Annotated in this window: 19 protein-coding genes; 12 read left to right on the top strand and 7 right to left on the bottom strand. The window is 64.9% G+C overall.

The window, feature by feature from the left end; translation table 11 throughout:
- Positions 1–364 precede the first annotated feature (364 nt).
- From N7422_RS26390 to N7422_RS26370, 5 genes are all read left to right on the top strand, one after another.
- Positions 365–2008 (top strand): acetolactate synthase large subunit, encoded by a 1644-nt coding sequence (locus N7422_RS26390; protein WP_279809282.1) that lies wholly within the window; start codon positions 365–367, stop codon positions 2006–2008.
- 166 nt (positions 2009–2174) lie between these two features.
- Positions 2175–2729 carry a UPF0149 family protein gene (locus tag N7422_RS26385; RefSeq protein ID WP_279809281.1) on the top strand — a complete coding sequence of 185 codons (555 nt, stop codon included), beginning with the start codon at positions 2175–2177 and terminating at the stop codon, positions 2727–2729.
- A 167-nt stretch (positions 2730–2896) separates the two neighbouring features.
- On the top strand, positions 2897–3526 hold the full coding sequence (locus N7422_RS26380) for a glutathione S-transferase (protein ID WP_279809280.1): 630 nt from the start codon (positions 2897–2899) through the stop codon (positions 3524–3526).
- Positions 3527–3544: 18 nt separating this feature from the next.
- Positions 3545–5560, top strand: coding sequence for a pyridoxamine 5'-phosphate oxidase family protein (locus N7422_RS26375; protein ID WP_279809279.1), 2016 nt, complete (start codon positions 3545–3547; stop codon positions 5558–5560).
- A 46-nt stretch (positions 5561–5606) separates the two neighbouring features.
- Positions 5607–6506, top strand: a complete 900-nt coding sequence (locus tag N7422_RS26370) for a LysR family transcriptional regulator (RefSeq protein ID WP_279809283.1) — start codon at positions 5607–5609, stop codon at positions 6504–6506.
- A gap of 132 nt (positions 6507–6638) precedes the next feature.
- Here N7422_RS26370 and N7422_RS26365 read toward each other — a convergent pair whose 3' ends face one another.
- The 3 genes from N7422_RS26365 to N7422_RS26355 all read right to left on the bottom strand — a co-directional run bounded on the left by N7422_RS26365 (position 6639) and on the right by N7422_RS26355 (position 11101).
- Positions 6639–8057: a PLP-dependent aminotransferase family protein gene (locus N7422_RS26365; RefSeq protein WP_279809278.1), complete on the bottom strand. Its 1419-nt coding sequence runs from the start codon at positions 8055–8057 to the stop codon at positions 6639–6641.
- Positions 8058–8074: 17 nt separating this feature from the next.
- On the bottom strand, positions 8075–9505 hold the full coding sequence (locus tag N7422_RS26360) for an L-lactate permease (protein ID WP_279809277.1): 1431 nt from the start codon (positions 9503–9505) through the stop codon (positions 8075–8077).
- A gap of 114 nt (positions 9506–9619) precedes the next feature.
- Entirely contained in the window at positions 9620–11101 is a 1482-nt protein-coding gene (locus N7422_RS26355) for a PLP-dependent aminotransferase family protein (protein WP_279809276.1), read from the bottom strand.
- Between the two features lie 347 nt (positions 11102–11448).
- On the opposite strand from N7422_RS26355, the gene N7422_RS26350 reads away from it, so the two are divergent.
- Complete coding sequence (locus N7422_RS26350) at positions 11449–11919, top strand: GNAT family N-acetyltransferase (RefSeq protein ID WP_279809275.1); 471 nt, start codon at positions 11449–11451, stop codon at positions 11917–11919.
- Positions 11920–12095: 176 nt separating this feature from the next.
- Here N7422_RS26350 and N7422_RS26345 read toward each other — a convergent pair whose 3' ends face one another.
- Together N7422_RS26345 and N7422_RS26340 are read right to left on the bottom strand one after the other, a co-directional pair.
- Complete coding sequence (locus N7422_RS26345; RefSeq protein ID WP_214500462.1) at positions 12096–13346, bottom strand: ribonucleotide-diphosphate reductase subunit beta; 1251 nt, start codon at positions 13344–13346, stop codon at positions 12096–12098.
- A 586-nt stretch (positions 13347–13932) separates the two neighbouring features.
- Positions 13933–16809 carry a ribonucleoside-diphosphate reductase subunit alpha gene (locus N7422_RS26340; RefSeq protein WP_279809274.1) on the bottom strand — a complete coding sequence of 959 codons (2877 nt, stop codon included), beginning with the start codon at positions 16807–16809 and terminating at the stop codon, positions 13933–13935.
- Positions 16810–17610: 801 nt separating this feature from the next.
- Here N7422_RS26340 and N7422_RS26335 point away from each other — a divergent pair.
- Together N7422_RS26335 and N7422_RS26330 are read left to right on the top strand one after the other, a co-directional pair.
- Positions 17611–18306 carry a response regulator transcription factor gene (locus N7422_RS26335; RefSeq protein WP_279809273.1) on the top strand — a complete coding sequence of 232 codons (696 nt, stop codon included), beginning with the start codon at positions 17611–17613 and terminating at the stop codon, positions 18304–18306.
- Positions 18303–19907 carry an ATP-binding protein gene (locus N7422_RS26330; protein ID WP_279809272.1) on the top strand — a complete coding sequence of 535 codons (1605 nt, stop codon included), beginning with the start codon at positions 18303–18305 and terminating at the stop codon, positions 19905–19907. The genes N7422_RS26335 and N7422_RS26330 overlap by 4 nt, the downstream gene beginning before the upstream one ends.
- On the opposite strand, the gene N7422_RS26325 is transcribed toward N7422_RS26330, so the two are convergent.
- Together N7422_RS26325 and N7422_RS26320 are read right to left on the bottom strand one after the other, a co-directional pair.
- Positions 19904–20605 (bottom strand): 4'-phosphopantetheinyl transferase superfamily protein, encoded by a 702-nt coding sequence (locus N7422_RS26325; protein WP_279809271.1) that lies wholly within the window; start codon positions 20603–20605, stop codon positions 19904–19906. The genes N7422_RS26330 and N7422_RS26325 overlap by 4 nt on opposite strands.
- A 158-nt stretch (positions 20606–20763) precedes the next feature.
- Positions 20764–21555 (bottom strand): dienelactone hydrolase family protein, encoded by a 792-nt coding sequence (locus N7422_RS26320; RefSeq protein WP_279809270.1) that lies wholly within the window; start codon positions 21553–21555, stop codon positions 20764–20766.
- Between the two features lie 133 nt (positions 21556–21688).
- Here N7422_RS26320 and N7422_RS26315 point away from each other — a divergent pair, with 133 nt between their 5' ends.
- The 4 genes from N7422_RS26315 (at position 21689) to N7422_RS26300 (ending at position 26098) form a co-directional block, all read left to right on the top strand.
- Complete coding sequence (locus N7422_RS26315) at positions 21689–22294, top strand: hypothetical protein (protein WP_279809269.1); 606 nt, start codon at positions 21689–21691, stop codon at positions 22292–22294.
- A 101-nt stretch (positions 22295–22395) separates the two neighbouring features.
- Positions 22396–23073, top strand: coding sequence for a response regulator (locus N7422_RS26310; protein ID WP_028690933.1), 678 nt, complete (start codon positions 22396–22398; stop codon positions 23071–23073).
- Positions 23070–24410 (top strand): ATP-binding protein, encoded by a 1341-nt coding sequence (locus N7422_RS26305; protein ID WP_279809268.1) that lies wholly within the window; start codon positions 23070–23072, stop codon positions 24408–24410. Before N7422_RS26310 ends, N7422_RS26305 begins: the two co-directional genes overlap by 4 nt.
- A gap of 365 nt (positions 24411–24775) precedes the next feature.
- Positions 24776–26098 carry a dicarboxylate/amino acid:cation symporter gene (locus tag N7422_RS26300; RefSeq protein ID WP_279809267.1) on the top strand — a complete coding sequence of 441 codons (1323 nt, stop codon included), beginning with the start codon at positions 24776–24778 and terminating at the stop codon, positions 26096–26098.
- The last annotated feature ends 95 nt before the right edge of the window (positions 26099–26193 follow it).

Genomic DNA, 26193 nt, shown 5'->3' with positions numbered 1-26193 from the left:
CCTGTATTCCCAAAATCCTGTGGGAGCGGCCTCGTGTCGTGAAAGGGACGCGTAGCGGCCCCAGGATCTTGGATCTGTTTCAGGATTGTCCGGGCCGCGTTGCGGCGCTTTCGCGGCACAAGGCCGCTCCTACACAGGGATTCGTTTGCTGACGATCATGCAAATATCCTTTGCTCGTCGGCTACCTCACACCGCCGCGTCACAGGTGCGACAATATTGCCGTCACATTACGTGACTTCCCCGTACCTACCCTGCGTCAAGGCTTAGGTTCGGGGCAATCTGGCACCCGGACCGAGCGATGCCAGCGTACCGTGCTGCGCATTTCTGGACTTTCACCGTCCTATTAATTGAGGTTAGAAGCAAGATGGCCAAGGCCGCCGATGTCGTTGTGCAATGCCTGGAAAACGAAGGTGTCGAATATGTGTTCGGCATTCCCGGTGAGGAAAACCTCGACCTGCTCGAGTCCCTGCGCAAATCGAAGATCAAGCTGGTACTGACTCGCCACGAGCAGTCCGCGGGCTTCATGGCCGCCACCTATGGCCGCCTGACCGGCAAGACCGGTGTGAGCCTGTCGACCCTCGGCCCTGGCGCGACCAACCTGGTGACCGCCAGTGCCTATGCCTACCTGGGCGGCATGCCGATGATGATGATCACCGGCCAGAAGCCGATCAAGAAGTCCAAGCAAGGTCGGTTCCAGATCATCGACGTGTGCGGCATGATGGACCCCATCACCAAGTACACCCACCAGTTCGCCTCGGCCGATAACATCCCGGCCCGCATGCGTGAGGCCTTCCGTCTGGCCGAGGAAGAGAAGCCAGGCGCCGTGCACCTGGAGCTGCCGGAAGACATCGCCGCCGAACAGACCGACGCGCTGCCGATCCCGCGAAGCCTGCACCGTCGCCCGCTGGCCGAGCACGTGGCCATTGAAGCTGCCGTCGAAAAGTTGAAGAACGCCCGTAATCCGATCCTGGTGATCGGCGCTGGCGCCAACCGCAAGATGACCGCCAAGGTTCTCAAGCAACTGATCGACAAGACCGGCATCCCGTTCATCACCACCCAGATGGGTAAAGGCGTGGTCGACGAGCGCCACCCGCGCTTCCTGGGCAACGCCGCGCTGTCCTCCGGTGACTTCGTTCACCGCGCCGTCGAGGCCGCCGACCTGATCGTCAACATCGGTCACGACGTGATCGAGAAGCCGCCGTTCTTCATGGTGCGCGGCGGTACCGAAGTGATCCACGTGAGCTTCCGCTCGGCAGAGGTGGATGCCGTGTACTTCCCGCAGGTGGAAGTGATCGGCGACATCGCCAACGCCGTGTGGCAGATCAGCGAAGCGCTGACCGACACCAGTCACTGGGACTTCACCCGCCTGATGGCCATCCGTGAAGCCAACGAAGCGCAGATCGCTGAAGGCGCCGACGACGACCGCTTCCCGATCTACCCACAGCGCATGGTCGCCGACATCCGCCGCGCCCTGCCGTCCGAAGGCATCGTTGCTCTGGACAACGGTATCTACAAGATCTGGTTCGCCCGCAACTACAAGGCGCACAAGCCCAACACCGTGTTGCTGGACAATGCCCTGGCAACCATGGGCGCCGGCCTGCCATCGGCCATGGCCTCGCATCTGGTCTACCCGGATCGCCCGGTGATCTCGGTATGTGGCGACGGCGGCTTCATGATGAACAGCCAGGAGCTGGAAACTGCGGTGCGTCTGGGCATGCACCTGACCGTGGTGATCCTGCGTGACGACGGCTACGGCATGATCCGCTGGAAGCAGGCCAACATGGGCTTCACCGATTTCGGCCTGGACTACGGCAACCCGGACTTCGTCAAGTACGCCGAAGCCTACGGCGCCAATGGCCACCGCGTGGAAAGTGCCGAAGGCTTCCTGCCGCTGCTCGAGCACTGCATCAAGACCCCGGGCGTGCACGTGATCGACTGCCCGGTGGACTACAGCGAAAACGACCGTATCCTCAACAGCGAGCTGCGTGAGCGCGCGCTGGCGGTCTAAGGGCTAACACGCCTCTATCGAGGGTCAAGCCCGCTCCCACAGAGCCAATATAGGCTTTTGGGGAGCGGGCTTGACCCGCGATAGCTTTTGTTCTGGTCACATTTCCCTCGATGTCTTTCCTCATGTGCTAGGGTGCACCCAAAATTCCACCCTAGGACACCCGCCCATGCTCCCTGCGCTCAGCGAAAAAGAACTCGACCGCCTCGAAGACCTGCTGATCACCTACGGCAACGACTATTCGGTGCTCAATCTCGCCGAGCTCAATGGTTTCTTCACTGCCTTGGCCAGCTCCCCCAGCAAGGTCAACCCCGAACAATGGCTGCCCGCTGTCGCTGGCGGCAAGGTTCCCAAGTTCAAGAAGCCCGCCCATGAAGAGGCCTACACCGCGCTGATGCTGCGTTATGCCAGCCAGGTGGCGGAAGAATTGGCCGATGACCTTGAGCACTTCGAACCCCTGTTTGAGGAAAGCGAAGGCGAGGAGGGCCCGACAATCATTCTCGAGGAATGGTGCTTTGGCTACATGCGTGGCACCCAGGTGGCCGAGTGGAGCGAGCTGCCGCCGGAGCAGGATCGTCTGCTCAAGGCCATTTCCCTGCATGGGCTGGAAGACAATTTCGAGCTGCTCGATTCGATGAGCTTCGATGAGCATCAGGCCTGTGTGCCGTTGGTGGTCGAGGCGGCGCGGGGGTTGTATCAGTACCAGAGACAACAGCGGCATTGATTGGGTAATCGCGGGGCAAGTCGCATCGGCGCACCGCCGCTCCCACAAGCGATTATTCCATTTGCCGAAATACTGGATTGTTCCCGGCACTGATTCTGCTGTCGGGCGATCCAGTGCAGCATGTCCTCCAGCAGCGCCACTCCCGGCGCTGATCCGGAGCCCTGCACATGCCAAGCCCGATCAAGCTCTACAACTTCCCCAAATCCGGCCACGCCCATCGCATCGAGTTGATGCTGTCGCTGCTCGAACTGCCTACCGAACTGGTGTTCGTCGACCTGGCCAAGGGCGAGCACAAGCAGCCCGAGTTCCTGGCCATCAACCCGTTCGGCCAGGTGCCGGTGATCGATGACAACGGCACCGTCATCGCCGACTCCAACGCCATCCTGGTCTACCTGGCCAAGGCCTACGGGGGCGAGCGCTGGCTGCCCCAGGATCCGGTCGGCGCCGCCCGTGTGCAACGTTGGCTGTCGGTCGCGGCCGGTCCATTGGCCTTCGGCCCGGCCGCCGCGCGCCTGGTGACCGTGTTCGGCGCCTCGTTCAACACCGATGAAGTCATCGGTCGCGCCCACTCCCTGCTCAAGGTGATCGACGCCGAACTGGCCAAGGGCCCATTCCTGGTCGGTGACCAGGCGACCATCGCCGACATTGCCAACTACTCGTACATCGCCCATGCGCCGGAGGGCAACGTGTCGCTGGAGGCTTACCCCAATGTGCGCGCCTGGTTGGCCCGTATCGAGGCGCTGCCGGGCTTCGTGCCGATGCCTCGCACGGTCATCGGCTTGCAGACCACTCTCTGAGCCCTGAGGAATGCCACCATGCGCTCTCCCTGGCATGCAGGTGAAAAACGGCTGCAGGAGCAAGTCGGCGTTGCCGAGCGCATGGAGGTGTTCGGGCAAAAGGTCATCCGCGACTACATGCCCGAGCAGCATCGCGCGTTCTACCATCAGTTGCCGTTCCTGGTGGCCGGTGCGGTGGACGCCGCTGGCAGGCCCTGGGCGACGCTGCTCGAAGGTCCGGAAGGCTTCGTCAGCTCGCCCGATCCACGGCAACTGCTGATCGGCGTCGCCCCTGCCGTCGATGATCCGGCCACCCCGGGCCTGGTTGCCGGCGGTGCGATCGGCCTGCTGGGGATCGAGCTGCATACGCGGCGGCGCAATCGTCTCAATGGCCTGATCCGTGGCGCCAGCGCCGGTCAGCTGGAAGTGGTGGTCGAACAGTCCTTCGGCAACTGCCCGCAGTACATCCAGCGGCGCGAATACACCCGTGTCGACGCGCCTGCCCAGGGGCGCCACGACTCGACGACACTCGATGCCGATACCCGCGCGAGGGTCGAAAGCGCCGACACGTTCTTCGTCGCCAGCTACGTCGAACAGGCGAATGGCCAGCGCTCGGTGGACGTGTCCCATCGAGGTGGTCGAGCGGGCTTCGTCAGGGTCGAGGGCAATCGCCTGACCATTCCCGACTATGCCGGCAACCTGCATTTCAACACCCTCGGGAACCTGTTGCTGAACCCGGTCGCGGGCCTCTTGTTCGTCGACTTCGTCACCGGCGATGCGCTGCAGGTTTGCGGGCGCGCCGAGGTCATGCTCGACAGCCCGCTGACCAGTGCCTTCGAAGGCGCCGAACGGATCTGGACCCTGGATATCGAGCACGTGGTGTTCCGTCCGGCGGCCGTATCGCTGCGCTGGGCCTTCCAGGAGTACGCACCGACCAGCTTGATGACCGGCACCTGGGCCGAGGCCGAGCAGCGCCTGCAACAGCGCGAACGGCAGCGTCGATGGCTCACCTGGCGAGTACAGCGCATTGAGCAGGAGAGTCGCGATATCCGCTCGTTCTACCTTCAGCCCGACGATGGTGCACCCGTGGCCTTTGCCCCCGGACAGCACATCCCCGTGCGTCTGCGGCTCGATGGCCAGGCACCGCTGATTCGCACCTACAGCCTGTCCAGTGCACCGTCGTCGGGTCAGCTGCGCATCAGCGTCAAGGCGCAGGGGCCTGCATCGCGATACCTGCATGAGCAGGTGAAGGTCGGTGACCCTCTGGACGTGCGCCTGCCCATGGGCAACTTCACCCTCGACCAGCAGAGCGACCGGCCTATCGTGCTGGTCGGTGCGGGCGTCGGCATCACACCGTTGATCGCCATGCTCCGCGAGCAGCTGGCCCGGGAGTCGGCACGCCGCATCTACCTGTTCCACGGTGCGCGCACCCTGGCCGACCTGCCGTTCCAGCAGGAGCTTGCCGCCCTCGAACAGCAATCCGATGGCCTACTGAGCATCCATCGCGCCCTGAGCCAGCCGGAAGTACACGCCGTTCAGGGCCGTGACTACGCGTTCGCCAGCCGTCTGGGCATCGATCAGATCAAGGCCACGCTGGCACTGGACGACTACGACTTCTACCTCTGCGGCCCGGCCAGCTTCATCCAGGACCTGTACGAAGGCCTGCGCGCCGTGCACGTGCCCGACGCGCGCATTCACGCCGAAGCCTTCGGCCCCTCGACCCTGCGCCGTCGCACTGACGACGATCGACCCGCTCTGCAACAACCCCCGCCTGCCACTGAACCTGTGCCGGTGCACTTCGCCAGCTCTGCCAAGGAAGCCCGTTGGACACCCGACAGCGGCACGCTGCTGGAACTGGCGGAGCGCCGCGGCCTGTCACCGGACTTCAGCTGTCGCAGTGGCGCCTGCGGCACCTGCAAGACCAGGCTGGTCAGCGGCCAGGTGCATTACCCGAACCCGCCCGCCGAGCTGCCCGAGCCCGGCAGTGTGCTGATCTGCTGCGCGGTGCCGGCCCAGACCCAGGACGGCACGCCATCCTTGGTGCTGGAGCTCTAGCGTGAGCGCTGGAATAATCGCTCCACGACAACGCGTGGGGCGCGGCATGGACCAGATCCACCTGATGAAAGTGTTCGTGGCCGTGGGCGAGCTGGAAAGCTTCGCCGCCGCCGCCCGCCGCCTGGCCATCTCGCCGGCGGCGGTGACCCGCGCCGTCAGCGCCCTGGAGGAACAGCTCGGGGTCAAGCTGCTGCTGCGCACCACCCGCAGCGTGCGCCTGACCGAGGCGGGCGGGCGCTACCTGGAAGACACCCGGCACATTCTCGCCAGCATCGTCGAAGCCAACGAAGCCGCCGCCGGCATCAACGCCGCGCCCAAGGGCGACCTGGCGGTGACCGCGCCGATCCTGTTCGGCAGGAAGTTCGTCATGCCCTGCATCGTGCGCTACCTGCAGCAGTATCCCGAGGTGGATGTGTCGGCGTATTTTCTCGATCGCGTGGTGAACCTGGTGGAGGAGGGCATGGATGTCGCGGTGCGCATCGGCCAGTTGCCCGATTCCGGCCTCAAGGCACTGCGCGTGGGGCGGATGCGTCGGATGCTGTGCGCCTCGCCCGAGTACCTCGAACGCCACGGCACGCCGCGCCACCCTTCGGAGTTGCAGAAGCACGAGGTCATCGCCGCCGGGACGTTGTCACCCCGCACCGACTGGCGCTTTGGCGCCATCGATGATCCGACGCTGATCCGCATGAAGCCGCGTCTGACCGTGACCAGCAACGATGCCGCCATCGCTGCGGCCAGCGCCGGGCTCGGGATTGCGCGGCTGCTGTCGTACCAGGTGGCCGACGAGCTGGCGACCGGGCGCTTGCAGGTGATCCTGGCGGAGTACGAGGAAGCGCCGTGGCCGATCCATATCCTGCATCGCGAGAGCAAATATGGTTCGACCAAGGTGCGTACCTTTATCGATATGTTGGCCGAGCATTTGCGCAGCCAGGCGCACTTGGCCTGATCCTCGAAGCTGGGGCTGCTGCGCAGCCCTTTCGCGACACAAGGCCGCTCCTACAGGGGAGCGCGTACCTCTGTAGGAGCGGCCTTGTGTCGCGAAAGGGGCGCGAAGCGGCCCCAAGTACCTCAAGCGCAATCAAGACCTCGAGAGCGCGGCACACTCCGCCAGCACCCTCAACCCGCCCATCACCTCCGGCGTAATCACCCGCCCCAGGCACACCCGCAACCCTGTTCCACACTCCCCATCGGCAAAGAACATCCCGCTGGCGCCCACATTGCAGCCACGCTCCGCGGCAAGCCGTTGCAGCGCCGCCATGTCCGTCCCCTCCGGCAACTCGATCCAATGGATAAAGCCGCCCTGCGGCGCTACATACCGCGTCCCCGCCGGAAACACTGAACGCACCAGCGCCTCCACCACCTCGCTCTGCGCCGCCAGCCGCCCGCGCAGCTTCGCGCAGTGGGCCTCCATGTACCCCCGTCCAATGAACTCATCCAGCACCCGCTGCGCCAGGCTCGACACCGCCAGGTTGCGCGAGAACAGCTGTGCCAGGACCGCATCCCGATAGCGCCCCGCCACGCACCAGCCCACCCGGTATCCCGGTGCCACGGTCTTGGAGAACGAAGAGCAGTAAAGGGTCTGCCCGGTGGTGTCGTAGTGCTTGATGGCCTTGGGGCGCTGCGCCTCATCCGCCAGGTCGAAGAAGATATCGTCCTCGATGATCGGCACGTCCGCCTCCCGCGCGAGCCCCGAAAGCCGTGCCCGCGCCTTGTCGGGCATGATGAAGCCTTGCGGGTTCTGCAGCGTCGGGTTGAGAAAGATCACATCCACTTTGCGCTGCTTCACCGCCCGTTCGAGGTGATCGAGGTCGATGCCGCTGCCGGCGTGGGTGCGAATGGGCAGGGCACGCATCCCCAGGCGTTCGATGGCCTGCAGGATGCCGTAGTAGGTGGGGGTTTCGATGGCGACCGTGGCACCTGGCCGGGCGACGGCTTCGAGGGCCAGCTCCAGGGCCACGGTGTCGCCCGAGGTCACCAGGATATCGTCGGGGCTGCAAGCCACGCCGCGTTGCAGCATCAGCCCGGCGATACGTCGGCGTAGCGAAGCGAGGCCGGGCGGGGCGATCAGGCCGGCCAGCGGTTGATCGGCCTTGCCGGCCAGCGCCAGCAGGCATTTGTTCAGCAGTACCTGGGGCGTAAGCTCGTCATGCAGCACCGCCGAGCTCAACGACAGCGTGGTGCTGCTGGCCGCCTGGGCGAGCATGGCGACCACCGCACGGTTGACGTTGACGCTCACGCTGGCCAGATCGAAGCCCGGCGCCTGCGCCGCGCCCTTGGCGACGAAATAGCCCACCCGTGGCGTGGCCTGCACATAGGCATTGGTCTCCAGCTCCGCCAGGGCCCGTTGCACGGTGGTGATGCTGCTGTCGAACAGCCGCGCCAGCTCGCGCACCGAGGGCAGTTGCGTGCCGCTGGGCCATTCGCCGCTGTCGATCTGGCGCAGCAGCCAGGCGTTGATGGCGTGCCAGCGTTTGTCGGGCTTGCGGTTTCGGTCCATGGGGGCCTTGTGTCGTGTCAGGCGGGGGCTCCCGAAAGGTAGAGCAAAACCACGCCGGTTGCAGCCACGATGACGATGTTCAGCAGCACCAGGGCAAAGCCGAAACGGATCAGCCCGTGTTCTTCCTCGCGGTTGGCCCCGGCCAGCCCGATGATCAGCGACAGGATCGACAACGAGCCCAGCGCGCCATGCCCCGCGGCGCTGTTGGCCATGGCCGTCAGCCAGGGACCGTGGGTGCCGGACAAGGCCGCGATGGCAGGCATCACCAGCGTGGTGCCGCCGACACTGGAGCCGGTGACATAACCGGCCAGGCCCGCCAGCAGCGATACCGTCGAGGCCAGCGAGGCCCCGGACAGCGCTTGCAACGCCCGTTGCGCCTCGACCAGGAACCCGGCCTTGACCATCACTTGGGAGAGCAGCAGGAACAGGAAGATCGTCGCCAGCGGAAACTGCGCCCGTGTCACCAGCGCCTGCCACGGGAAGCGCGAGCCCTGGCGCCCGATCATCATCAGCACCACCAGCAGCAGGGCCAGGCCCGGCGAGGCGAGCGGCTTCCATGACACATTGGCGCCTTGCACCACCCACAGGCCATCCCAGCCCGACAGCAGGAACACGCCTCGCGATGCGATGATCACCCCCAGCAGTGCCAGGTATGGCCATGCCGTCTGTGGCCAGCGCAGCAACGCCCCGCGCCTCGCCCAGGATATTCCCAGCCCGACGCAGGCCACCGCGAGCCCGGCCAACACACCCGCGGTTTCCGGTCCGATCCAGCGATTGATTGCATACAGCACGGTACTGAACAGCAATGAGACCAGCACCAGCCCGAGCCACGCCTGGGCGCTGCGGACCCGCGCCAATGCGAACGCCACCGCGGCCAGGGCGAGGAACACCGGCGCGCTGACCAAGGCTGAGTGGCTACCGAGCGCCTGCGCCGGGACATGGGCCAGCAGTGCACCGATCACCGTGGCCAGCCCGAGGGTGCCCCACGGCATCACCACCATGCCCGCCAAGGCGATCTTCATGCCGACCTGGCGCGAAAACAGCCCCATCAGCAGCGGCACGGTGGCGATCAGCGACACGCCGAAGCCGGTCATCGCCTCCAGCAGTGGCGCCAGGCCCAGCACAATGAAGGTCACCTGCATCGGCGGCGTCCAGCCCAGTTCCCGCACCCAGGCGCCGATCGCCTGCGGCGCCCCGGTGCGTTCGACCAGGATGACGAAGGCCAGGCCCGGAACGATGACGCAGCCAATGCTGAGGAACAACACCAGGGTGTCCTGCAGGATCATCGCCGACACTGCCGCCGACAGCGGCTGCGCGGCGCCCAGGCCCCACAGCAGCAGGACACCGGCCACGCCGGCCAGCGCCGCCTGCACGGGCGGACGGCGCAGCAGCAGGATCAGGGCGATCACCAGGCCTATGGGGGAGATTTGCAGCAGCAGGGCAGCCATGATGCGGGTTCCTTCAGCCATCCGGGGAGTGTGGAGGGGATGGTGGAAGGAAGGGAGAACCTGCAATAGATACAGAGGGCGGGCGTTTTCCAATACACGTGAGACTGGGCGTCTTTACCTGGCCAGTCTTGCCAGCACATTCTGCAGTTTCACGACTGCGGTTTTCATCTCGGCAGGTGTCAGTGCTGCAAACCCCATCAGCAACCCGGCGTCATTTCTCGGCGCTGCATACAAGCTGCCCAGCCCCAGCAGATCGATCCCCACCCCGCGTGCTGCCCTGATCACGGCGTCTTCAGGCAAGCCCTGCACGAAGTGACAGGGCATCTGCAGCCCGCCGGCGGGCACCTGCGGCACGAGAAACGCCCCCAGGTGCCTGCGCAGCAGATCCGCCAGCACATCCCGCCGCTCGGCGTAGCGCGCGCGCATGGCCCGCACATGGGCGTTGAAGTGCCCGCCCTCCATGAACCGGGCCAGGGTCAGCTGGGCGATGGAGGCGTTATGTCCGTCCTGCAGTGTTCGGGCGGCGGTCATCGGCGCGACGAGCTGAGGTGGCAGCAGTAGATAGCCTATGCGCAGGCCGGCGAACAGCGATTTGGTGAAGGTGCCGATGTACAGCGTGCGTTCATGCGGGTCCAGGCCCTGCACGCAGGCGGTGGGGCGGCCGGCGTAGTGGAACTCGCTGTCGTAGTCGTCTTCGATGATCCAGGCCTGTTGCTGGCGCGCCCATTCGATCGCCAGCAGGCGTCGGTCCAGCGACAGGGTCGCGCCGGTCGGGTACTGGTGCGAAGGGGTGAGGAACACCGCCCGGGCATCCGGCGCCAGCCGGGCCATGGCGTCCACCTGCAGGCCGTGCGCGTCCACCGGGACTGGTACGCACTCCAGGCCAGCCGCAGTGACAGCCTTGCGGGTGCCCTGGTACAGCGGGTCCTCGACCAGGACCTTGTCACCTGCGTCCATGAGCACCTGGGCGCACAGGCCAAGGGCCTGTTGCGAGCTGGTGAGGATCAGGATGCGCTCGGCGGAGGCCTGGGCCCCGCGCTCGAGGTTGAGGTAGTCGGCGATTGCCCTGCGCAACGGGGCCATGCCCTGCGGCTCGCTGTGTTCCAGCGCCCGCGTGCCGTACTCCTTGTACACCTGCCGCTCCAGCTTCTCCCAGATGGCCAGGGGAAAGTGCCGCGTTTCGGCCACCCCCGGGGCGAAGGGGCGGGGCGACTGGAAGTTGTGGACGCCACCGCTGTGCAACACCGCTTCACCTCGGCGGCTCAACTGCACCGGGGCTTCCTGATGTACTGGGCGCTGGCGCTTGCGCGACGGCAGGCAGCGGGCCCGTTGCGACACGAAGCTGCCGCTGCCCACGCGCCGCTCGATGAAGCCCTCGGCGTGCAACTGGCTGTAGGCCGACTCCACGGTATCCCGCGAGACGCCCAGGGACTGGGCCAGCGGGCGCGAGGCGGGCAGCGCCTTGCCCGCTGGCAGTGCACCGTCGAGGATCAATTGGCGGATCGCCCGCTGGATGCGCACATGCAAGGCCAACGCGCCGTGGGCGGGGTCGTTGATCCAGGCTTTCACCGATTCCAGCTGCGCGTGTTTGAACATTGGCATGATTCCCTGGCTGATGGGGCTGATTAATGGCTGCCAATGCCGGGGCTGCTTTGCAGCACTTTCGCGACACAAGGCCGCTCCTACAGGCGGCCGCGCGCCCCTCCTGTAGGAGCGGCCTTGTGTCGCGAAAGGGGCGCAAAGCGCCCCCGACAATCTCAAGCCTTACCCCTATCCAGAATTCCAAATTGGTCTGGCTATTTCTGATTAATTGGCAGGTAAAAACCAACCATTTATCCGCTATAAAACCCAAGCCCGCAAGCAACCACCACGGAAGGCAAGCGCTACGGGCAGGCCGGCCCCCTCACTCATTCACACTGCTTTGCCCAAAAGGGGTTCCACCAATGACCACCACCCAACTGCCCGTTTTCATTCGCGAAGCTAAGCAAGCCGACCTGCAGCCCTGGCGCGACCACTGGGCGCAATACCAGGCCTTCTACCAAGTAGACCTGGGCCCAGCCATCACCGAGCGCACCTGGGCCCGCTTCTTCGACCCGGCCGAGCCCATGCACTGCGCCGTGGCCACCGATGGGGAGCAGATATTCGGCTTCGTCCACTACGTGTTCCACCGCTCGACCTGGGGGCGCAACGACTTCTGCTACCTGGAAGATCTGTTCGTATGCCCGAGCGCACGAGGCCGAACGGTCGGCAAACGGCTTATCGAGTACGTCCAGGACCAGGCCCGGCAGCAGCAGTGCGACCGGCTGTACTGGCATACCCAGGAGACCAACCGGACTGCGCAGCGGTTGTATGACTGGATTGCCGAGAAGCCGGGAGTGATCGAGTACCGGATGCCGCTGGATGTCGCTCACTAAGTCCATTGTGAGCAGATGAGGGCGTGGGAGCGGGTTTGTTCCGCGAAGGATGGCACCGGCTTCGCGGTCCAAGCCCCTGCGGCGATTCAAGGTTTTTGTTTCTGTTAAATGTCCGCATCAGTTTGCAGCAACAAAAAAGGCTGCCCTCAGGCAGCCTCACTAGGTAGCAGAGCCGATCAATCCCAGCTCAAAGCCCCACCCGTCTGATACTCGATCACCCGAGTCTCAAAGAAGTTCTTCTCCTTCTTCAAGTCCATGATTTCGCTCATCCATGGGAACGGGTTGGTGGTCCCCGGATACTCTTCCTTCAGACCAATCTGGGTCAGTCGACGGTTGGCGATGAACTTGAGGTAATCCTCCATCATCGCCGCGTTCATGCCCAGTACGCCGCGTGGCATGGTGTCACGGGCGTATTCGATCTCCAGCTGGGTACCCTGCAGAATCATCTGGGTAGCCTCTTCCTTCATCGCGGCATCCCACAGGTGCGGGTTCTCGATCTTGATCTGGTTGATCACGTCGATGCCGAAGTTCAGGTGCATGGACTCGTCGCGCAGGATGTACTGGAACTGCTCGGCGACGCCGGTCATCTTGTTGCGGCGGCCCATGGACAGGATCTGGGTGAAGCCGCAGTAGAAGAAGATGCCTTCCAGTACGCAGTAGTAGGCGATCAGGTTGCGCAGCAGCTCTTTGTCGGTCTCGACGGTGCCGGTGTTGAACTCCGGATCCGAGATGGCGCGGGTGTACTTCAGGCCCCAGGCGGCTTTCTTCGCGACCGACGGGATCTCGTGGTACATGTTGAAGATCTCGCCTTCATCCATGCCCAGCGACTCGATGCAGTACTGGTAGGCGTGGGTGTGGATCGCCTCTTCGAAGGCCTGGCGCAGGATGTACTGGCGGCACTCGGGGTTGGTGATCAGGCGATACACGGCCAGGGCCAGGTTGTTGGCCACCAGGGAGTCGGCGGTGGAGAAGAAGCCGAGGTTGCGCATCACGATGCGGCGCTCGTCTTCGGTCAGGCCGTCCATGCTCTTCCACAGGGCGATGTCGGCGGTCATGTTGACCTCTTGCGGCATCCAGTGGTTGGCGCAGCCATCCAGATACTTCTGCCAGGCCCAGTCGTACTTGAACGGGACCAGCTGGTTGAGGTCGGCGCGGCAGTTGATCATGCGCTTTTCATCGACCGCGACGCGGGCCGAGGAGCCTTCCAGCTCGGCCAGGCCTTCGGCGATGTCCAGGGCGTCCAGGGCAGCCTTGGCGCGCTTGACCGCATCGGAGTCAGCGGCGGTGGCGGCGCGGGCTTCCAGGGCGGCGGCACCGCCGGCGCTGTCGAGCTTGTCGAGGGTGGTGGCGGCTGCGGCTTGTGCGGGGGTGTTGGCCTTGGCGGCGACTTCACCGTCTTCTTTGTCGAATTCGTCCCAGCTCAGCATGGTCCTGGCTCCTGCTAGAGGGTTGCGCGGGGCAACCGGTTGGATTTTAAGAATGTGATGCCTGACGCAAGGCCGTTACGGCGAATGGACAGCTCGAGAGGCTGACTCTCGTTACATCTGGGTTCGTGCCTGGCCAGGCCTCGGGGAGGGGCCAGGGACTTGAAAGGGTGCCCTTTTTAGAGGGGCGGAGTATACCGGAATTCGCTTTCGATCGGGGCGCGAGTCTGGCGGGCGAGGGTAATTTTTCGACCGGTTTTTTGCGCGTCCGTTCACGGTAACTCGTGTTGTCTTTATACGGGAAGGGAGTTTAGCGGCAAATAGTGCCTAGCACTACATGTTGTGTGTTTTTATTTTGTTGGTACAGGATGTTGTGGTTTCGCGGTTGTTGTAGGAGCGGCCTTGTGTCGCGAAAGGGCGGCATGGCCGCCCCAGCGATCTTGCGCCAGAGCTGAGATCCTGGGGCCGCTGCGCGACCCTTTCGCGACACAAGGCCGCTCCTACAGGACTGCGCTTCAACAGGTCATTGCGCGGATGCAAAAATGCCGCAGAGGGGCACCCTTGGGCACCCCTCTGCGGCATCAGGCCCTTATTGGCAGGCTTCGCAATCCGGCTCGTCGATGGCGCAGGCCTTCGGTACCGGGGCAGGGCCCGCGGCCTGGACCGGGGCGCTGTCGCCGCCGCTCGACACGGCGTTGAGCTTGCCGGTGTTGATGGTCGACTTCTCGGTGCTGGTCGCGGCCAGGGCACGGAGGTAGTAGGTGGTCTTCAGACCACGGAACCAGGCCATGCGATAGGTCACGTCCAGCTTCTTGCCCGAAGCGCCGGCGATGTACAGGTTCAGCGACTGGGCCTGGTCGATCCACTTCTGGCGACGGGAGGCGGCATCGACGATCCACTTGGTCTCGACTTCGAACGCGGTGGCGTACAGGTCCTTCAGCTCTTGCGGGATGCGCTCGATCTGCTGCACCGAACCGTCGTAGTACTTCAGGTCGTTGATCATCACCGAGTCCCACAGGCCGCGGGCCTTCAGGTCGCGGACCAGGTACGGGTTGATCACGGTGAATTCGCCCGACAGGTTCGATTTCACGTACAGGTTCTGGTAGGTCGGCTCGATGGACTGCGACACGCCGGTGATGTTGGCGATGGTCGCGGTCGGCGCGATGGCCATGATGTTCGAGTTACGAATACCTTTTTGCACGCGCTCGCGCACCGGGGCCCAGTCCAGGCTCTCGGTCAGGTCGACGTCGATGTACTTCTGGCCACGGGCCTCGATCAGGATCTGCTGGCTGTCCAGCGGCAGGATGCCCTTGGACCACAGCGAACCCTGGAAGGTCTCGTAGGCGCCGCGCTCGTCGGCCAGGTCGCAGGAAGCCTGGATCGCGTAGTAGCTGACCGCTTCCATCGACTTGTCGGCGAACTCGACGGCAGCGTCCGAGCCGTACGGGATGTGCTGCAGGTACAGCGCGTCCTGGAAGCCCATGATCCCTAAGCCGACCGGGCGGTGCTTGAAGTTCGAGTTACGCGCTTGCGGCACCGAGTAGTAGTTGATGTCGATCACGTTGTCGAGCATGCGCACGGCGGTGTTCACGGTGCGTTGCAGCTTGGCGGTGTCCAGCTTGCCGTCATTGATGTGGTTCGGCAGGTTGATCGAGCCCAGGTTGCAGACCGCGATCTCGTCCTTGTTGGTGTTCAGGGTGATCTCGGTGCACAGGTTCGAGCTGTGGACCACGCCCACGTGCTGCTGCGGGCTGCGCAGGTTGCACGGGTCCTTGAAGGTCAGCCATGGGTGGCCGGTCTCGAACAGCATCGAGAGCATCTTGCGCCACAGGTCTTTGGCCTGGATGGTCTTGAACACCTTGATCTTGTTGTACTCGGTCAGGGCTTCGTAGTACTCGTAGCGCTCTTCGAAGGCCTTGCCGGTCAGGTCGTGCAGATCAGGCACTTCCGACGGCGAGAACAGGGTCCACTTGCCGTCGTCGAAGACGCGCTTCATGAACAGGTCAGGGATCCAGTTGGCGGTGTTCATGTCGTGGGTACGACGACGGTCATCACCGGTGTTCTTGCGCAGCTCGATGAATTCTTCGATGTCGAGGTGCCAGGTTTCCAGGTAGGCACACACGGCGCCCTTGCGCTTGCCACCCTGGTTCACGGCGACGGCGGTGTCGTTGACCACTTTCAGGAACGGCACGACGCCTTGCGACTTGCCGTTGGTGCCCTTGATGTACGAGCCCAGGGCACGCACCGGGGTCCAGTCGTTGCCCAGGCCACCGGCGAATTTCGACAGCATGGCGTTGTCGTGGATCGCGTGGTAGATGCCCGACAGGTCGTCCGGCACGGTGGTCAGGTAGCAGCTGGACAGCTGCGGACGCAGGGTACCGGCGTTGAACAGGGTCGGGGTCGAGGCCATGTAGTCGAAGGACGACAGCAGGTTGTAGAACTCGATCGCACGGGCTTCTTTATCTTTCTCTTCCAGCGCCAGGCCCATGGCCACACGCATGAAGAACACCTGCGGCAGTTCGAAGCGCACGCCATCCTTGTGGATGAAGTAGCGGTCGTACAGGGTCTGCAGGCCCAGGTAGGTGAACTGCTGGTCGCGCTCGTGGTCGATGGCCTTGCCCATGCGCTCCAGGTCGTAGCCTTTCAGCGCAGGGTCCAGCAGCTCGAACTCGACGCCTTTCTCGACGTAGGCCGGCAGGGCCTTGGCGTACAGCTCGGCCATCTCGTGGTGGGTGGCGCTGTCGGCGACGTTCAGGAAGCCCAGGCCTTCGGCGCGCAGGGTGTCCATCAGCAGGCGGGCGGTGACGAACGAGTAGTTCGGCTCACGCTCGACCAGGGTACGGGCGGTCATGACCAGGGCGGTGTTGACGTCCTTCAGGGCCACGCCGTCGTACAGGTTCTTCAGGGTTTCGCGCTGGATCAGGTCGCCATCGACTTCGGCCAGGCCTTCGCAGGCTTCGCTGATGATGGTGTTCAGGCGGGCCATGTCCAGAGGGGCCAGGCTGCCGTCGGCGAGGGTGATGCGGATGCTTGGGTGCGGCTCGACCACGGCGTCGGCGTTGCTGCGGGTGGCGCGCTCTTTTGCACGCTGGTCGCGGTAGATCACGTAGTCACGCGCGACTTTCTGCTCGCCGGCGCGCATCAGGGCCAGTTCGACCTGGTCCTGGATCTCTTCGATGTGGATGGTGCCACCCGATGGCATGCGACGCTTGAACGTGGCGGTGACCTGCTCGGTCAGGCGCGCGACGGTGTCGTGGATGCGCGACGAGGCGGCAGCGGTGCCGCCCTCGACTGCGAGGAACGCCTTGGTGATGGCCACGGTGATCTTGTCGTCGGTGTAGGGGACGACAGTGCCGTTACGCTTGATCACGCGCAGTTGGCCCGGGGCGGTGGCGGCCAGATCCTGGCTGGATTCGGCCGGCGGCGCCTTGGCCTGCGGGTTCTCGCGAGTCGTGTCGGTTTGCATGGGTGGGTGTCTCCACAGTTTCTATATGTTCAGGCGCCTGTTCGGCGCCCACCGTTCCGTCCACTTGCTCGATGGCCCGGGCGGGGATGCGTCATGCACGCGCATGCGCCCGCTCGGGCTTACCGACTTCGGGACAGACTCAGGAATAAGGGGCAATAACCTGCCGCTCCCTGGCCGAAGTCAAAGGTTCTGGGCCGAGCCCAAAATCTGTTGCTGATGAGCGTGAGGCGGGGCCTGCAACACTCATACCCGAACAAGGCCATCTGGGGGCTTGCCTCGGTCGCCTCCGCAGGAGCGGTTTGGCTGCTGAAATCACGTTTGGTTCCGACAGAAAATTCGCTTGAACTTGCCTGCCGACTTGTGTTTGTGATTTTGCGCGAAACCCAATATCTAGTGGTTCGCTGCGATGGGGATACAAGATAATGCGGTCTTGGGGGCTTTGCAAGGATGGCGTCTGTGGATAACTTGTGGGTACTTTGTGAGTCATCCGTGGGTATTCGCTGTAGGCCTTGTCCCAAGTGGTTTGCACCCTTTTTTGCCGTTTCCGCGTCTGGGCGAGGTTTTTTTCGGGCGCGCACCCTATCACAAGAAACGGTTCAGTCGAGGGCTGTTTTCGGTGGTTGGCAGGGGTGGGGGCGGGACGTAGTATCCAAGGCAGATGTTGCGCTTTGGTGAAAGGGAATTTCCGTAGGATCAGGCATTTACATTGCCTGCACTGGCCTCATCGCCGGCTTGCCGGCGATGAGGCCAGTGCGGTCAACGCAAGAACAACAATAAAAGACCAGCACACAAGGGGAGGCCATGGACCAGCCAATCAACCGCATCCTCATCGTCGAGGACGATCAGCGTCTCGCCGAGCTCACCGCCGAGTACCTCCAGGCCAACGGTTTCGAGGTGGCGGTGGAAGGCGACGGCGGTCGCGCCGCCCGGCGCATCATCGACAGCCAGCCAGACCTGGTGATTCTCGACCTGATGTTGCCCGGCGAGGACGGACTGAGCATCTGCCGGCGGGTTCGCGGCCAGTACGCCGGGCCCATCCTCATGCTCACCGCCCGCAGCGACGAACTCGACCAGGTGCAGGGCCTGGACCAGGGCGCCGACGACTATGTCTGCAAACCGGTGCGCCCACGCCTGCTGCTGGCGCGTATCAACGCCCTGCTGCGCCGCAGCGAGGCCCCGGAGCGGCGCCAGGAACTGACCTTCGGCCCGCTGCAGATAGACAGCCGCCAGCGCGAAGCGCGGCTGAACGGTCAGCTGATCGAGCTGACCGGCGCCGAATTCGACCTGCTCTGGCTGCTGGCCAGCAATGCCGGGCGGGTGCTGTCCCGCGAGGAGATCTTCACCTCGCTGCGCGGCGTCGGCTACGACGGCCAGGACCGCTCCATCGACGTGCGCATCTCCAAGATCCGTCCCAAGATCGGCGACGACCCGATCACCCCGCGCCTGATCAAGACCCTGCGCAGCAAGGGCTACCTGTTCGTCGGCGAGGCGCCATGAACTCGATCTTCCTGCGCATCTATGGCGGCATGCTCGCGGTGCTGGTGCTGGTGGCCGTGCTTGGTGTGCTCAGCCTGCACCTGGTCAACGAGATCCGCGCCGGCCAGCACCGCGAGCGCCTGGCCCAGGGCACCTTCAGCCTGATGGCCGACAACCTGGCGCAGCAGAACGAAGTGGAGCGCAAGCGCTCGCTGGTGATCTGGGAGCGTCTGCTCGGCGTGCCGCTGGATCTGCAGCCGATGTCGGCGTTCACCCTCGATGGCGGGCAGCGCGCACGCCTGTATCGCGACCTGGTGGTGGTGGAGAAGACCGGCCCGCATGCCGCCCGGGTGCTGCGCCGGATCGGGCATGAGGACCTGCTGCTGGTGGCCGAGGTGAAGCAGATCAGCGAACAGCTGGCCCGGGCCACCCTGTACCTGTTGGCGGACGAGCTGGTGCGCTACCCGGTGACCGAGCAGCAGAACCGTCTGGCGCAGCTCAGGCAGAGCAAGGGCTTCGGCTTCGATGTCGCCCTGCAGCGCATCGAACGCGCCGCGCTGGACGACGACCAGCGGCGTCGTGTGGAGGAGGGTGACACGGTGATGGCGCTGGGCAAGGACGGCGATTCCATCCAGGTGTTCTCGGGGCTCGCCGGGTCGCCCTGGGTCCTGGAGATCGGCCCGCTGTACCAGCTCAACCCCTATCCGCCGCAGTTGCTGATCCTGATCGCCTTCCTTGGCCTGTGCCTGATCGGGTTGGTGGTCTACCTGCTGGTGCGACAGCTGGAGCGGCGGGTGTCGGGGCTGGAGGTGGCCGCCACGCGTATCGCCCAGGGCAGCCTGGACACCCGCGTGCCAGCCGGTGACGCCGACTCGGTCGGGCGCCTGGCCGAGGCGTTCAACGGCATGGCCGAGCACCTGCAGCGCTCGCTGACCATGCAGCGCGAGTTGGTGCGGGCGGTGTCCCACGAGCTGCGCACCCCGGTGGCGCGGCTGCGCTTCGGTCTGGAGATGATCGAAAGCGCCAGCACCGAACAGGCCCGGGCCAAGCACCTGGCCGGCATGGACGGCGATATCCAGGACCTGGACAAGCTGGTCGACGAGATGCTGACCTACGCCCGCCTGGAGCAGGGCGCGCCGGCCCTGCATTTCCAGGTGGTGGACCTCGACGAGCTGCTGGCGCGGGTGATCGAGGAACTGGCGCCGCTGCGGGCCGAGGTGCGGGTGGTGCGCGGCGAATGCCAGGGGCTCGAAGGGGGCGACGCCCGGGTCGAGGCCGAGCCGCGCTACCTGCACCGGGCCCTGCAGAATCTGGTGCGCAATGCCATGCGCCATGCCGAATCCGAAGTGCGCCTGAGCTATCAGCTGGGGCAGCAGCGCTGCCGCATCGACGTCGAGGACGATGGCCCTGGGATTCCCGAAGGGGTGTGGCACCGCATCTTCACCCCGTTCACCCGCCTCGACGATAGCCGCACCCGCGCCTCGGGCGGGCATGGGCTGGGCTTGTCGATCGTGCGCAGGATCATCTACTGGCACGGCGGCCGCGCCCTGGTCGGGCGCAGCGAACAGTTGGGCGGGGCGTGCTTCAGCCTGAGCTGGCCGCGCGAGCAGCCGCGCGACTAGACGCTGATCAGGCTGAGCAGGTGGCCGTCCTGCAGGCAGAACTGGCCATCGAGCTCGACGCCGTGGCGCCATTCGGTCGACAGGTCGGAGAGCAGGCGCAGGCGGGCGCGGCCGTCGGCGGACCACGCCAGCAGTTCGGCGTGCTCGAAATAGAAGCGCTGTTTCGTGAGCGGGTAGAGGGTCTTGAACAGGCTTTCCTTGAGCGAGAAGGTCAGGGTCACGGCCAGGGCCTGCTGGCTGCGGTCCAGGCGCTCCAGTTCGGCGGGGGTGAGGATCTCCCCGGCCAGGCGTTCGGCGCGCTCTTCGCTGAGCAGGGTTTCCTGGTCCAGGCCCAAGCCACGGCATTGGCCGTCGGTCGCGACAACGGCGGCGGCCCAGCCCTGGCCGTGGGTGATCGAGCCGTGGATGCCGGCGGGCCAGATCGGGGCGCGGTCTTCATGGGTGGCGGGCACATAGTCGCGACCGTCCAGGCGCTGCAGGGCTTCGCGGGCGCAGACCCGACCGGCCAGGTATTCGGCCTGGCGCTTGGCCACCGAGCGCTGCAGGCTGGCGGTCTGCTCGATGCCGGCGCGCTGGAAGTCGTCGGCGGCCAGGCGGGCCGGGTCGAAGGCGCAGCTGACCAGCACCGCGCCGGGAACCGGGCGGGGCAGGGGCCAGTGGTGCTGGAGCGGGGCGCAGCAGGTGGGGAGTCTGTTCATGGTCGGTATTGTGCCAGCCTGATGGCTGGTGGTGGAGCACAGATTTTGGGGCCGCTTTGCGGCCCTTTCGCGACGCAAGGCCGCTCCTGCAGAAGAACGCGTACCCCTGTAGGAGCGGCCTTGCGTCGCGAAAGGGCTGCGCAGCAGCCCCAAAATCCTCAGTCAAACGCCGTCTTGAAGAACGCCTGCATATCCTTCCACGAGCTCTCGTCAGCCGCCTTGTCATACCCGATATCCGGCCCGCCATGCCCCCCATGGCCCAATCGATCCGCATCCGGGTTGGTAAACCCATGCTTTGCCCCCGGAATCCCGACGAACTTGTAGTCGGCCTTGGCCGCATCCATCTCTGCCTTGAACGCCGCCACCTGCTCCGGGGTGACCATACTGTCGGCCTCGCCGTGCTCCACCAGGATCTTCGCCCTGATCACGCCGGGCTTGGCCGGGGTCTGGGTCACCAGCGCACCGTGGAAGCTCACCACGGCATCGAGCTTCTCGCCCCGGCGCGCGGCGTCGAGCACCACCTTGCCGCCAAAGCAGTAGCCCACGGCCGCCAGTTGGTGCTTGTTGGTGTTGGGCTGGATCTTCAGCAGTTCCAGCCCGGCATCGAAGCGCCGGGCCGCCGCTGCTGGGTCTTTCATGGCCGCCGCCATGAACGCCTGGGCGTCGGCGGGGTGCTCGGTATTCTTGCCATCGCCGTACATGTCGATGGCCAGGGCGTTGTAGCCCAGCGCCGCGAGGTCGCGGGCACGGCGCTTGGCGTAGTCGTTCAGCCCCCACCATTCATGCACCACCACCACGCCCGGGCGCTTGCCCGTTATCGCGTCGTCGTAGGCGTAGTAGCCGACCAGGCGGTTGCCGTCGGCGTCCTGGTAGGGGATCTCGCGGGTCTGCACCGCCGCCTGGGCGAGGGTGGCGCTGCACAACAAGGCCAGGGCAAGCAGGGTACGCATGGTCGAGCTCCTTCTACGGCGATGATCGATTCGTTCAGCCGGGGTTCAGGCTGGGTTCAGCAGCGGTTCAGGGCGCCCTCCCTACTCTAGCCCCCAGACAGAAACAACGCATCCAACCCGGAGTACCTGAACCATGAAAACGCTCAACACCCTGATCGCCGCCATGGCGGTTTGCGCCGCCGGCCTCACCACTGCAGCCCAGGCCGATGACAACTTCGCCAGCCTCACCTACGGCCAGACCAGCGACAAGGTCCGCAAGTCCGGCCTGCTGCAGCGCAACACCGACAACCTCAACGCCGACGGCATCATCGGCAAGGACGACACCTGGGGCGTGCGCCTGGGCAAGATCAACGACCAGGGCCGCTACTACCTGACCTACGACAACGTGTCGGGCGACCACGGCGGCGTCAAGCTGCGCCAGGAAAACCTGCTCGGCAGCTACGACCTGTTCCTGCCGATCGGCGATACCACCAAGCTGTTCGGTGGCGGCAGCCTGGGCATGACCAAGCTGACCCAGGACTCGCCAGGCGCGAGCCGTGACACCGACTATGGCTACGCTGTCGGCCTGCAGGCCGGCGTGATCCAGGAAGTGACCGACAATGCCTCGGTGGAGCTGGGCTACCGTTACCTGCGCAGCAATGCCGCCACCGAGATCGGTGACCACGGTGGGCCGAAGGCCGGTACCCTGCGCCTGACCAGCAGCGCGCAGACCTACCTGGCGGCTACCTACAAGTTCTGAGGTCGCTGTTATCCTGTACCGGCCCTTTCGCGATGCATTAACCGTGGGAGCGGGCTTGCCCGCGAAAGGGCCCGCACAGGCAACCGAAAAAGGAGAGCTGCATGAAATTGCTGGTGGTCGAGGACGAGGCCCTGTTGCGTCATCACCTGTTCACCCGCCTGGGTGAGGGCGGCCACGTGGTGCAGGCGGTGGCCAACGCGGAGGAAGCCTTGTACCAGGCCGAGCAGTACAACCACGACCTGGCGGTGATCGACCTGGGCCTGCCGGGCATGAGCGGCCTGGACCTGATCCGCCAGCTGCGCAGCCTCGGTCAGACCTTCCCGATCCTGATCCTCACCGCCCGTGGCAACTGGCAGGACAAGGTCGAAGGCCTGGCCGCCGGTGCCGACGACTACGTGGTCAAGCCCTTCCAGTTCGAAGAGCTCGAAGCGCGCTTGAACGCCTTGCTGCGTCGCTCCAGCGGCTTCACCCAGTCGACCATCGCCGCCGGCCCCTTGGTGCTGGACCTCAATCGCAAGCAGGCCACCCTCGATGAGCAGCCGCTGGCGCTGACCGCCTACGAATACCGCATCCTCGAATACCTCATGCGTCATCACCAGCAGGTGGTGGCCAAGGACCGGCTGATGGAGCAGCTGTACCCGGACGACGAGGAGCGCGATCCGAATGTCATCGAGGTGCTGGTCGGCCGCCTGCGTCGCAAGCTCGAAGGCGACAACGGCTTCAAGCCGATCGATACCGTGCGTGGCCTGGGCTACCTGTTCACCGAGCGCTGCCGATGATCCGGTCGCTGCGCGTACGCCTGATGCTGGCGGCGGCGCTGCTGGCGCTGCTGTTCATGCTGGCGCTGCTGCCGGCGTTGCAGAAGGCGTTCAGCCTGGCGCTGCAGGAGTCGATTGAGCAGCGCCTGGCCTCGGACGTGACAACCCTGATTTCCGCGGCGCGGGTCGAGCGCGGCCAGTTGCAGATGCCGGCGCTGCTGCCCGACGAACGCTACAACCTGCCCTACACCGGCCTGCTCGGCTACATCTTCGATCGCCAGGGCAAGCTGGTCTGGCAATCGCGGGCCACGCGCAACCGCAACATCAACTATCACCCGCGCTACGACGGGCGCGGCAACGAATTCGCTCGCATTCATCAGGACGACGGCGAGGAGTTCTTCGTCTACGACGTCGAGGTCAAGCTGCTCGGCGGCAAGAGCGCGGCGTTCAGCATCGTCGCCCTGCAGCCGGTGCGCGAGTACCAGGACACCCTCAATGGCCTGCGCGAAAAGCTGTACTTCGGTTTCGGCGCGGCGCTGCTGGCGCTGATGGTGCTGCTCTGGGCCGGCCTGACCTGGGGGCTGCGCTCGTTGCGCCGGCTCAGCTCCGAGCTCGACGACGTGGAGAGCGGTGCGCGGGACGGGCTCAGCCGCGAGCACCCACGCGAGCTGTTACGCCTGACCGGCTCGCTGAACCGCCTGCTGCGCAGCGAGCGCGAGCAGCGCCAGCGCTACCGCGATTCGCTCGATGACCTTGCCCACAGTCTCAAGACCCCGCTGGCGGTGCTGCAGGGCGTGGGCGAGAGCATGGAGCAGGGCGATCGCGAGCAGGCGCGGGTGCTGCAGAGCCAGATCGAGCGCATGAGCCAGCAGATCGACTACCAGCTGCAGCGCGCCAGCCTGCGCAAGAGCGGCCTGGTACGCCATCAGGTCGAGCTCAAGCCACTGCTCGACAGCCTGTGCAGTACCCTGGCCAAGGTTTATCGCGACAAGCGTGTCGAGGTCAGCCTCGACATCCCGGCCCGGGCGCGTGTGCCCATGGAGCAGGGCGCCTTGCTGGAGCTGCTCGGCAACCTGCTGGAGAACGCCTACCGGCTGTGCCTGGGGCGGGTGCGGGTGAGCCTGCATCAAGCGCCGGGGCTGCTGGAACTGTGCGTCGAGGACGATGGGCCGGGCGTGCCGCCGGACCAGCGCGAGCGGATTCTCGAGCGCGGCGAGCGGCTGGACCGCCAACATCCGGGGCAGGGGATCGGCCTGGCGGTGGTCAAGGACATCATCGACAGCTATGACGCCGAGTTGAGCCTGGGTGATTCGCCGTTGGGCGGGGCTGCGTTCCGCATCGCTTTTCGGCTCGATTGATTGTGCGAGGCTTCCTGGCCTAGGGTCGCGGTGCATGGGAGCGGGCTTGCCCCGTGATGTCAGCTCCCACCGGACACCCCTGAGGCGGATTCCCGCCAACCCAGCTTGTACGATTTCCGCCATCGGGCGGAAATCCGCCATCCCCCGCCTGTTTCTACGCCCCATCCCAGGGCATTCACACCCAGTAAACATTGGTTGCGCCCCTCAAGCGGGCACTTTGGCATCGCCCTTGCTATTCAGCTGGCAGAGGCCTGCCCAGGCGCTCGAACACAACGACAAATCCCTCCGGGTACAGGAGGGTTCGCGATTCAGGTGCCCCGACATCCAGAAAAGGATGCGCCGGCCCACTTGAGGAAAATCTAGCCATGACGACTCGTCAGCCGCTGTACAAATCGCTGTATATCCAGGTGATCGTCGCCATCACCATCGGTATCCTGCTCGGCCACTACTACCCGGAAACCGGTGTAGCCCTCAAACCCCTGGGTGACGGCTTCGTCAAGCTGATCAAGATGGTCATCGCCCCGATCATCTTCTGCACCGTGGTCAGCGGCATCGCCGGCATGCAGAGCATGAAGTCGGTCGGCAAGACCGGCGGCTACGCACTGCTGTATTTCGAGATCGTCTCCACCATCGCCCTGATCATTGGCCTGGTCGTGGTCAACGTGGTCCAGCCGGGCGCCGGCATGCACGTCGACGTCAGCACCCTGAACGCCAGCAGTGTGGCCGCCTACGCCGCAGCCGGCGCGCAGCAGACCACCGTGGGCTTCCTGCTCAACGTCATCCCCAACACCGTGGTCGGCGCCTTCGCCAACGGCGACATCCTGCAGGTGCTGATGTTCTCGGTGCTGTTCGGCTTCGCCCTGCACCGCCTGGGCAGCTACGGCAAGCCGGTGCTGGACCTGATTGACCGCTTCGCCCACGTGATGTTCAACATCATCAACATGATCATGAAGCTGGCCCCGGTCGGTGCCTTCGGCGCCATGGCCTTCACCATCGGCCAGTACGGCGTGGGCTCGCTGGTGCAGCTGGGCTACCTGATGGCCTGCTTCTACATCACCTGTGTGATGTTCATCCTGATCGTGCTGGGCGGCATCTGCCGCGCCCATGGCTTCAGCATCCTCAAGCTGATCCGCTACATCCGTGAAGAACTGCTGATCGTGCTGGGCACCTCGTCCTCGGAGTCGGCCCTGCCACGCATGCTGGCCAAGATGGAGCGCCTGGGCGCGAAGAAATCCGTGGTGGGCCTGGTGATTCCGACCGGCTACTCGTTCAACCTGGACGGTACCTCGATCTACCTGACCATGGCCGCGGTGTTCATCGCCCAGGCCACCGACACCCCCATGGACATTACCCACCAGATCACCCTGCTGCTGGTACTGCTGGTCGCGTCCAAAGGTGCTGCCGGCGTGACCGGTTCGGGCTTCATCGTCCTGGCCGCGACCCTGTCGGCCGTCGGCCACCTGCCGGTGGCGGGCCTGGCGCTGATCCTGGGTATCGACCGCTTCATGTCCGAAGCCCGCGCCCTGACCAACCTGATCGGCAACGCCGTGGCCACCGTGGTCGTCGCCAAGTGGGTCAAGGAGCTGGACACCGACACCCTGCAGTCGGAGCTGGCTTCCGGCGGTTCGCCGCTGGTCGACCCTCGTCCGACCGACGACCTGGGTGTGGCCGAAGGCCCGGCGCGTTGATCGCGGTATGAAATGAAGAAGGCGACCTGCGGGTCGCCTTTTTTGTGAATGCTAGGGGGTTACGCATACCCCTGTAGGAGCGGCCTTGTGTCGCG

Origin of the sequence: Pseudomonas sp. GD04091, from assembly GCF_029836165.1 — a bacterium.
In the GTDB taxonomy this organism is placed as follows: domain Bacteria; phylum Pseudomonadota; class Gammaproteobacteria; order Pseudomonadales; family Pseudomonadaceae; genus Aquipseudomonas.
The sequence above is the reverse complement of the archived record's forward strand: the minus strand, read 5'-3'. Positions and strand labels throughout refer to the sequence as shown.

What these genes read in the sequence shown, in the direction of transcription:
- N7422_RS26375 (WP_279809279.1), top strand. Translation starts at nt 3,545, where the DNA reads ATGCGCTCTCCCTGGCATGCAGGTGAAAAACGGCTGCAGGAGCAAGTC.
- N7422_RS26360 (WP_279809277.1), bottom strand. Translation starts at nt 9,505, where the DNA reads ATGGCTGCCCTGCTGCTGCAAATCTCCCCCATAGGCCTGGTGATCGCC.
- N7422_RS26370 (WP_279809283.1), top strand. Translation starts at nt 5,607, where the DNA reads ATGGACCAGATCCACCTGATGAAAGTGTTCGTGGCCGTGGGCGAGCTG.
- N7422_RS26300 (WP_279809267.1), top strand. Translation starts at nt 24,776, where the DNA reads ATGACGACTCGTCAGCCGCTGTACAAATCGCTGTATATCCAGGTGATC.
- N7422_RS26385 (WP_279809281.1), top strand. Translation starts at nt 2,175, where the DNA reads ATGCTCCCTGCGCTCAGCGAAAAAGAACTCGACCGCCTCGAAGACCTG.
- N7422_RS26320 (WP_279809270.1), bottom strand. Translation starts at nt 21,555, where the DNA reads ATGCGTACCCTGCTTGCCCTGGCCTTGTTGTGCAGCGCCACCCTCGCC.
- N7422_RS26330 (WP_279809272.1), top strand. Translation starts at nt 18,303, where the DNA reads ATGAACTCGATCTTCCTGCGCATCTATGGCGGCATGCTCGCGGTGCTG.
- N7422_RS26380 (WP_279809280.1), top strand. Translation starts at nt 2,897, where the DNA reads ATGCCAAGCCCGATCAAGCTCTACAACTTCCCCAAATCCGGCCACGCC.
- N7422_RS26345 (WP_214500462.1), bottom strand. Translation starts at nt 13,346, where the DNA reads ATGCTGAGCTGGGACGAATTCGACAAAGAAGACGGTGAAGTCGCCGCC.
- N7422_RS26355 (WP_279809276.1), bottom strand. Translation starts at nt 11,101, where the DNA reads ATGTTCAAACACGCGCAGCTGGAATCGGTGAAAGCCTGGATCAACGAC.
- N7422_RS26340 (WP_279809274.1), bottom strand. Translation starts at nt 16,809, where the DNA reads ATGCAAACCGACACGACTCGCGAGAACCCGCAGGCCAAGGCGCCGCCG.
- N7422_RS26305 (WP_279809268.1), top strand. Translation starts at nt 23,070, where the DNA reads ATGATCCGGTCGCTGCGCGTACGCCTGATGCTGGCGGCGGCGCTGCTG.
- N7422_RS26350 (WP_279809275.1), top strand. Translation starts at nt 11,449, where the DNA reads ATGACCACCACCCAACTGCCCGTTTTCATTCGCGAAGCTAAGCAAGCC.
- N7422_RS26390 (WP_279809282.1), top strand. Translation starts at nt 365, where the DNA reads ATGGCCAAGGCCGCCGATGTCGTTGTGCAATGCCTGGAAAACGAAGGT.
- N7422_RS26310 (WP_028690933.1), top strand. Translation starts at nt 22,396, where the DNA reads ATGAAATTGCTGGTGGTCGAGGACGAGGCCCTGTTGCGTCATCACCTG.
- N7422_RS26315 (WP_279809269.1), top strand. Translation starts at nt 21,689, where the DNA reads ATGAAAACGCTCAACACCCTGATCGCCGCCATGGCGGTTTGCGCCGCC.
- N7422_RS26365 (WP_279809278.1), bottom strand. Translation starts at nt 8,057, where the DNA reads ATGGACCGAAACCGCAAGCCCGACAAACGCTGGCACGCCATCAACGCC.
- N7422_RS26325 (WP_279809271.1), bottom strand. Translation starts at nt 20,605, where the DNA reads ATGAACAGACTCCCCACCTGCTGCGCCCCGCTCCAGCACCACTGGCCC.
- N7422_RS26335 (WP_279809273.1), top strand. Translation starts at nt 17,611, where the DNA reads ATGGACCAGCCAATCAACCGCATCCTCATCGTCGAGGACGATCAGCGT.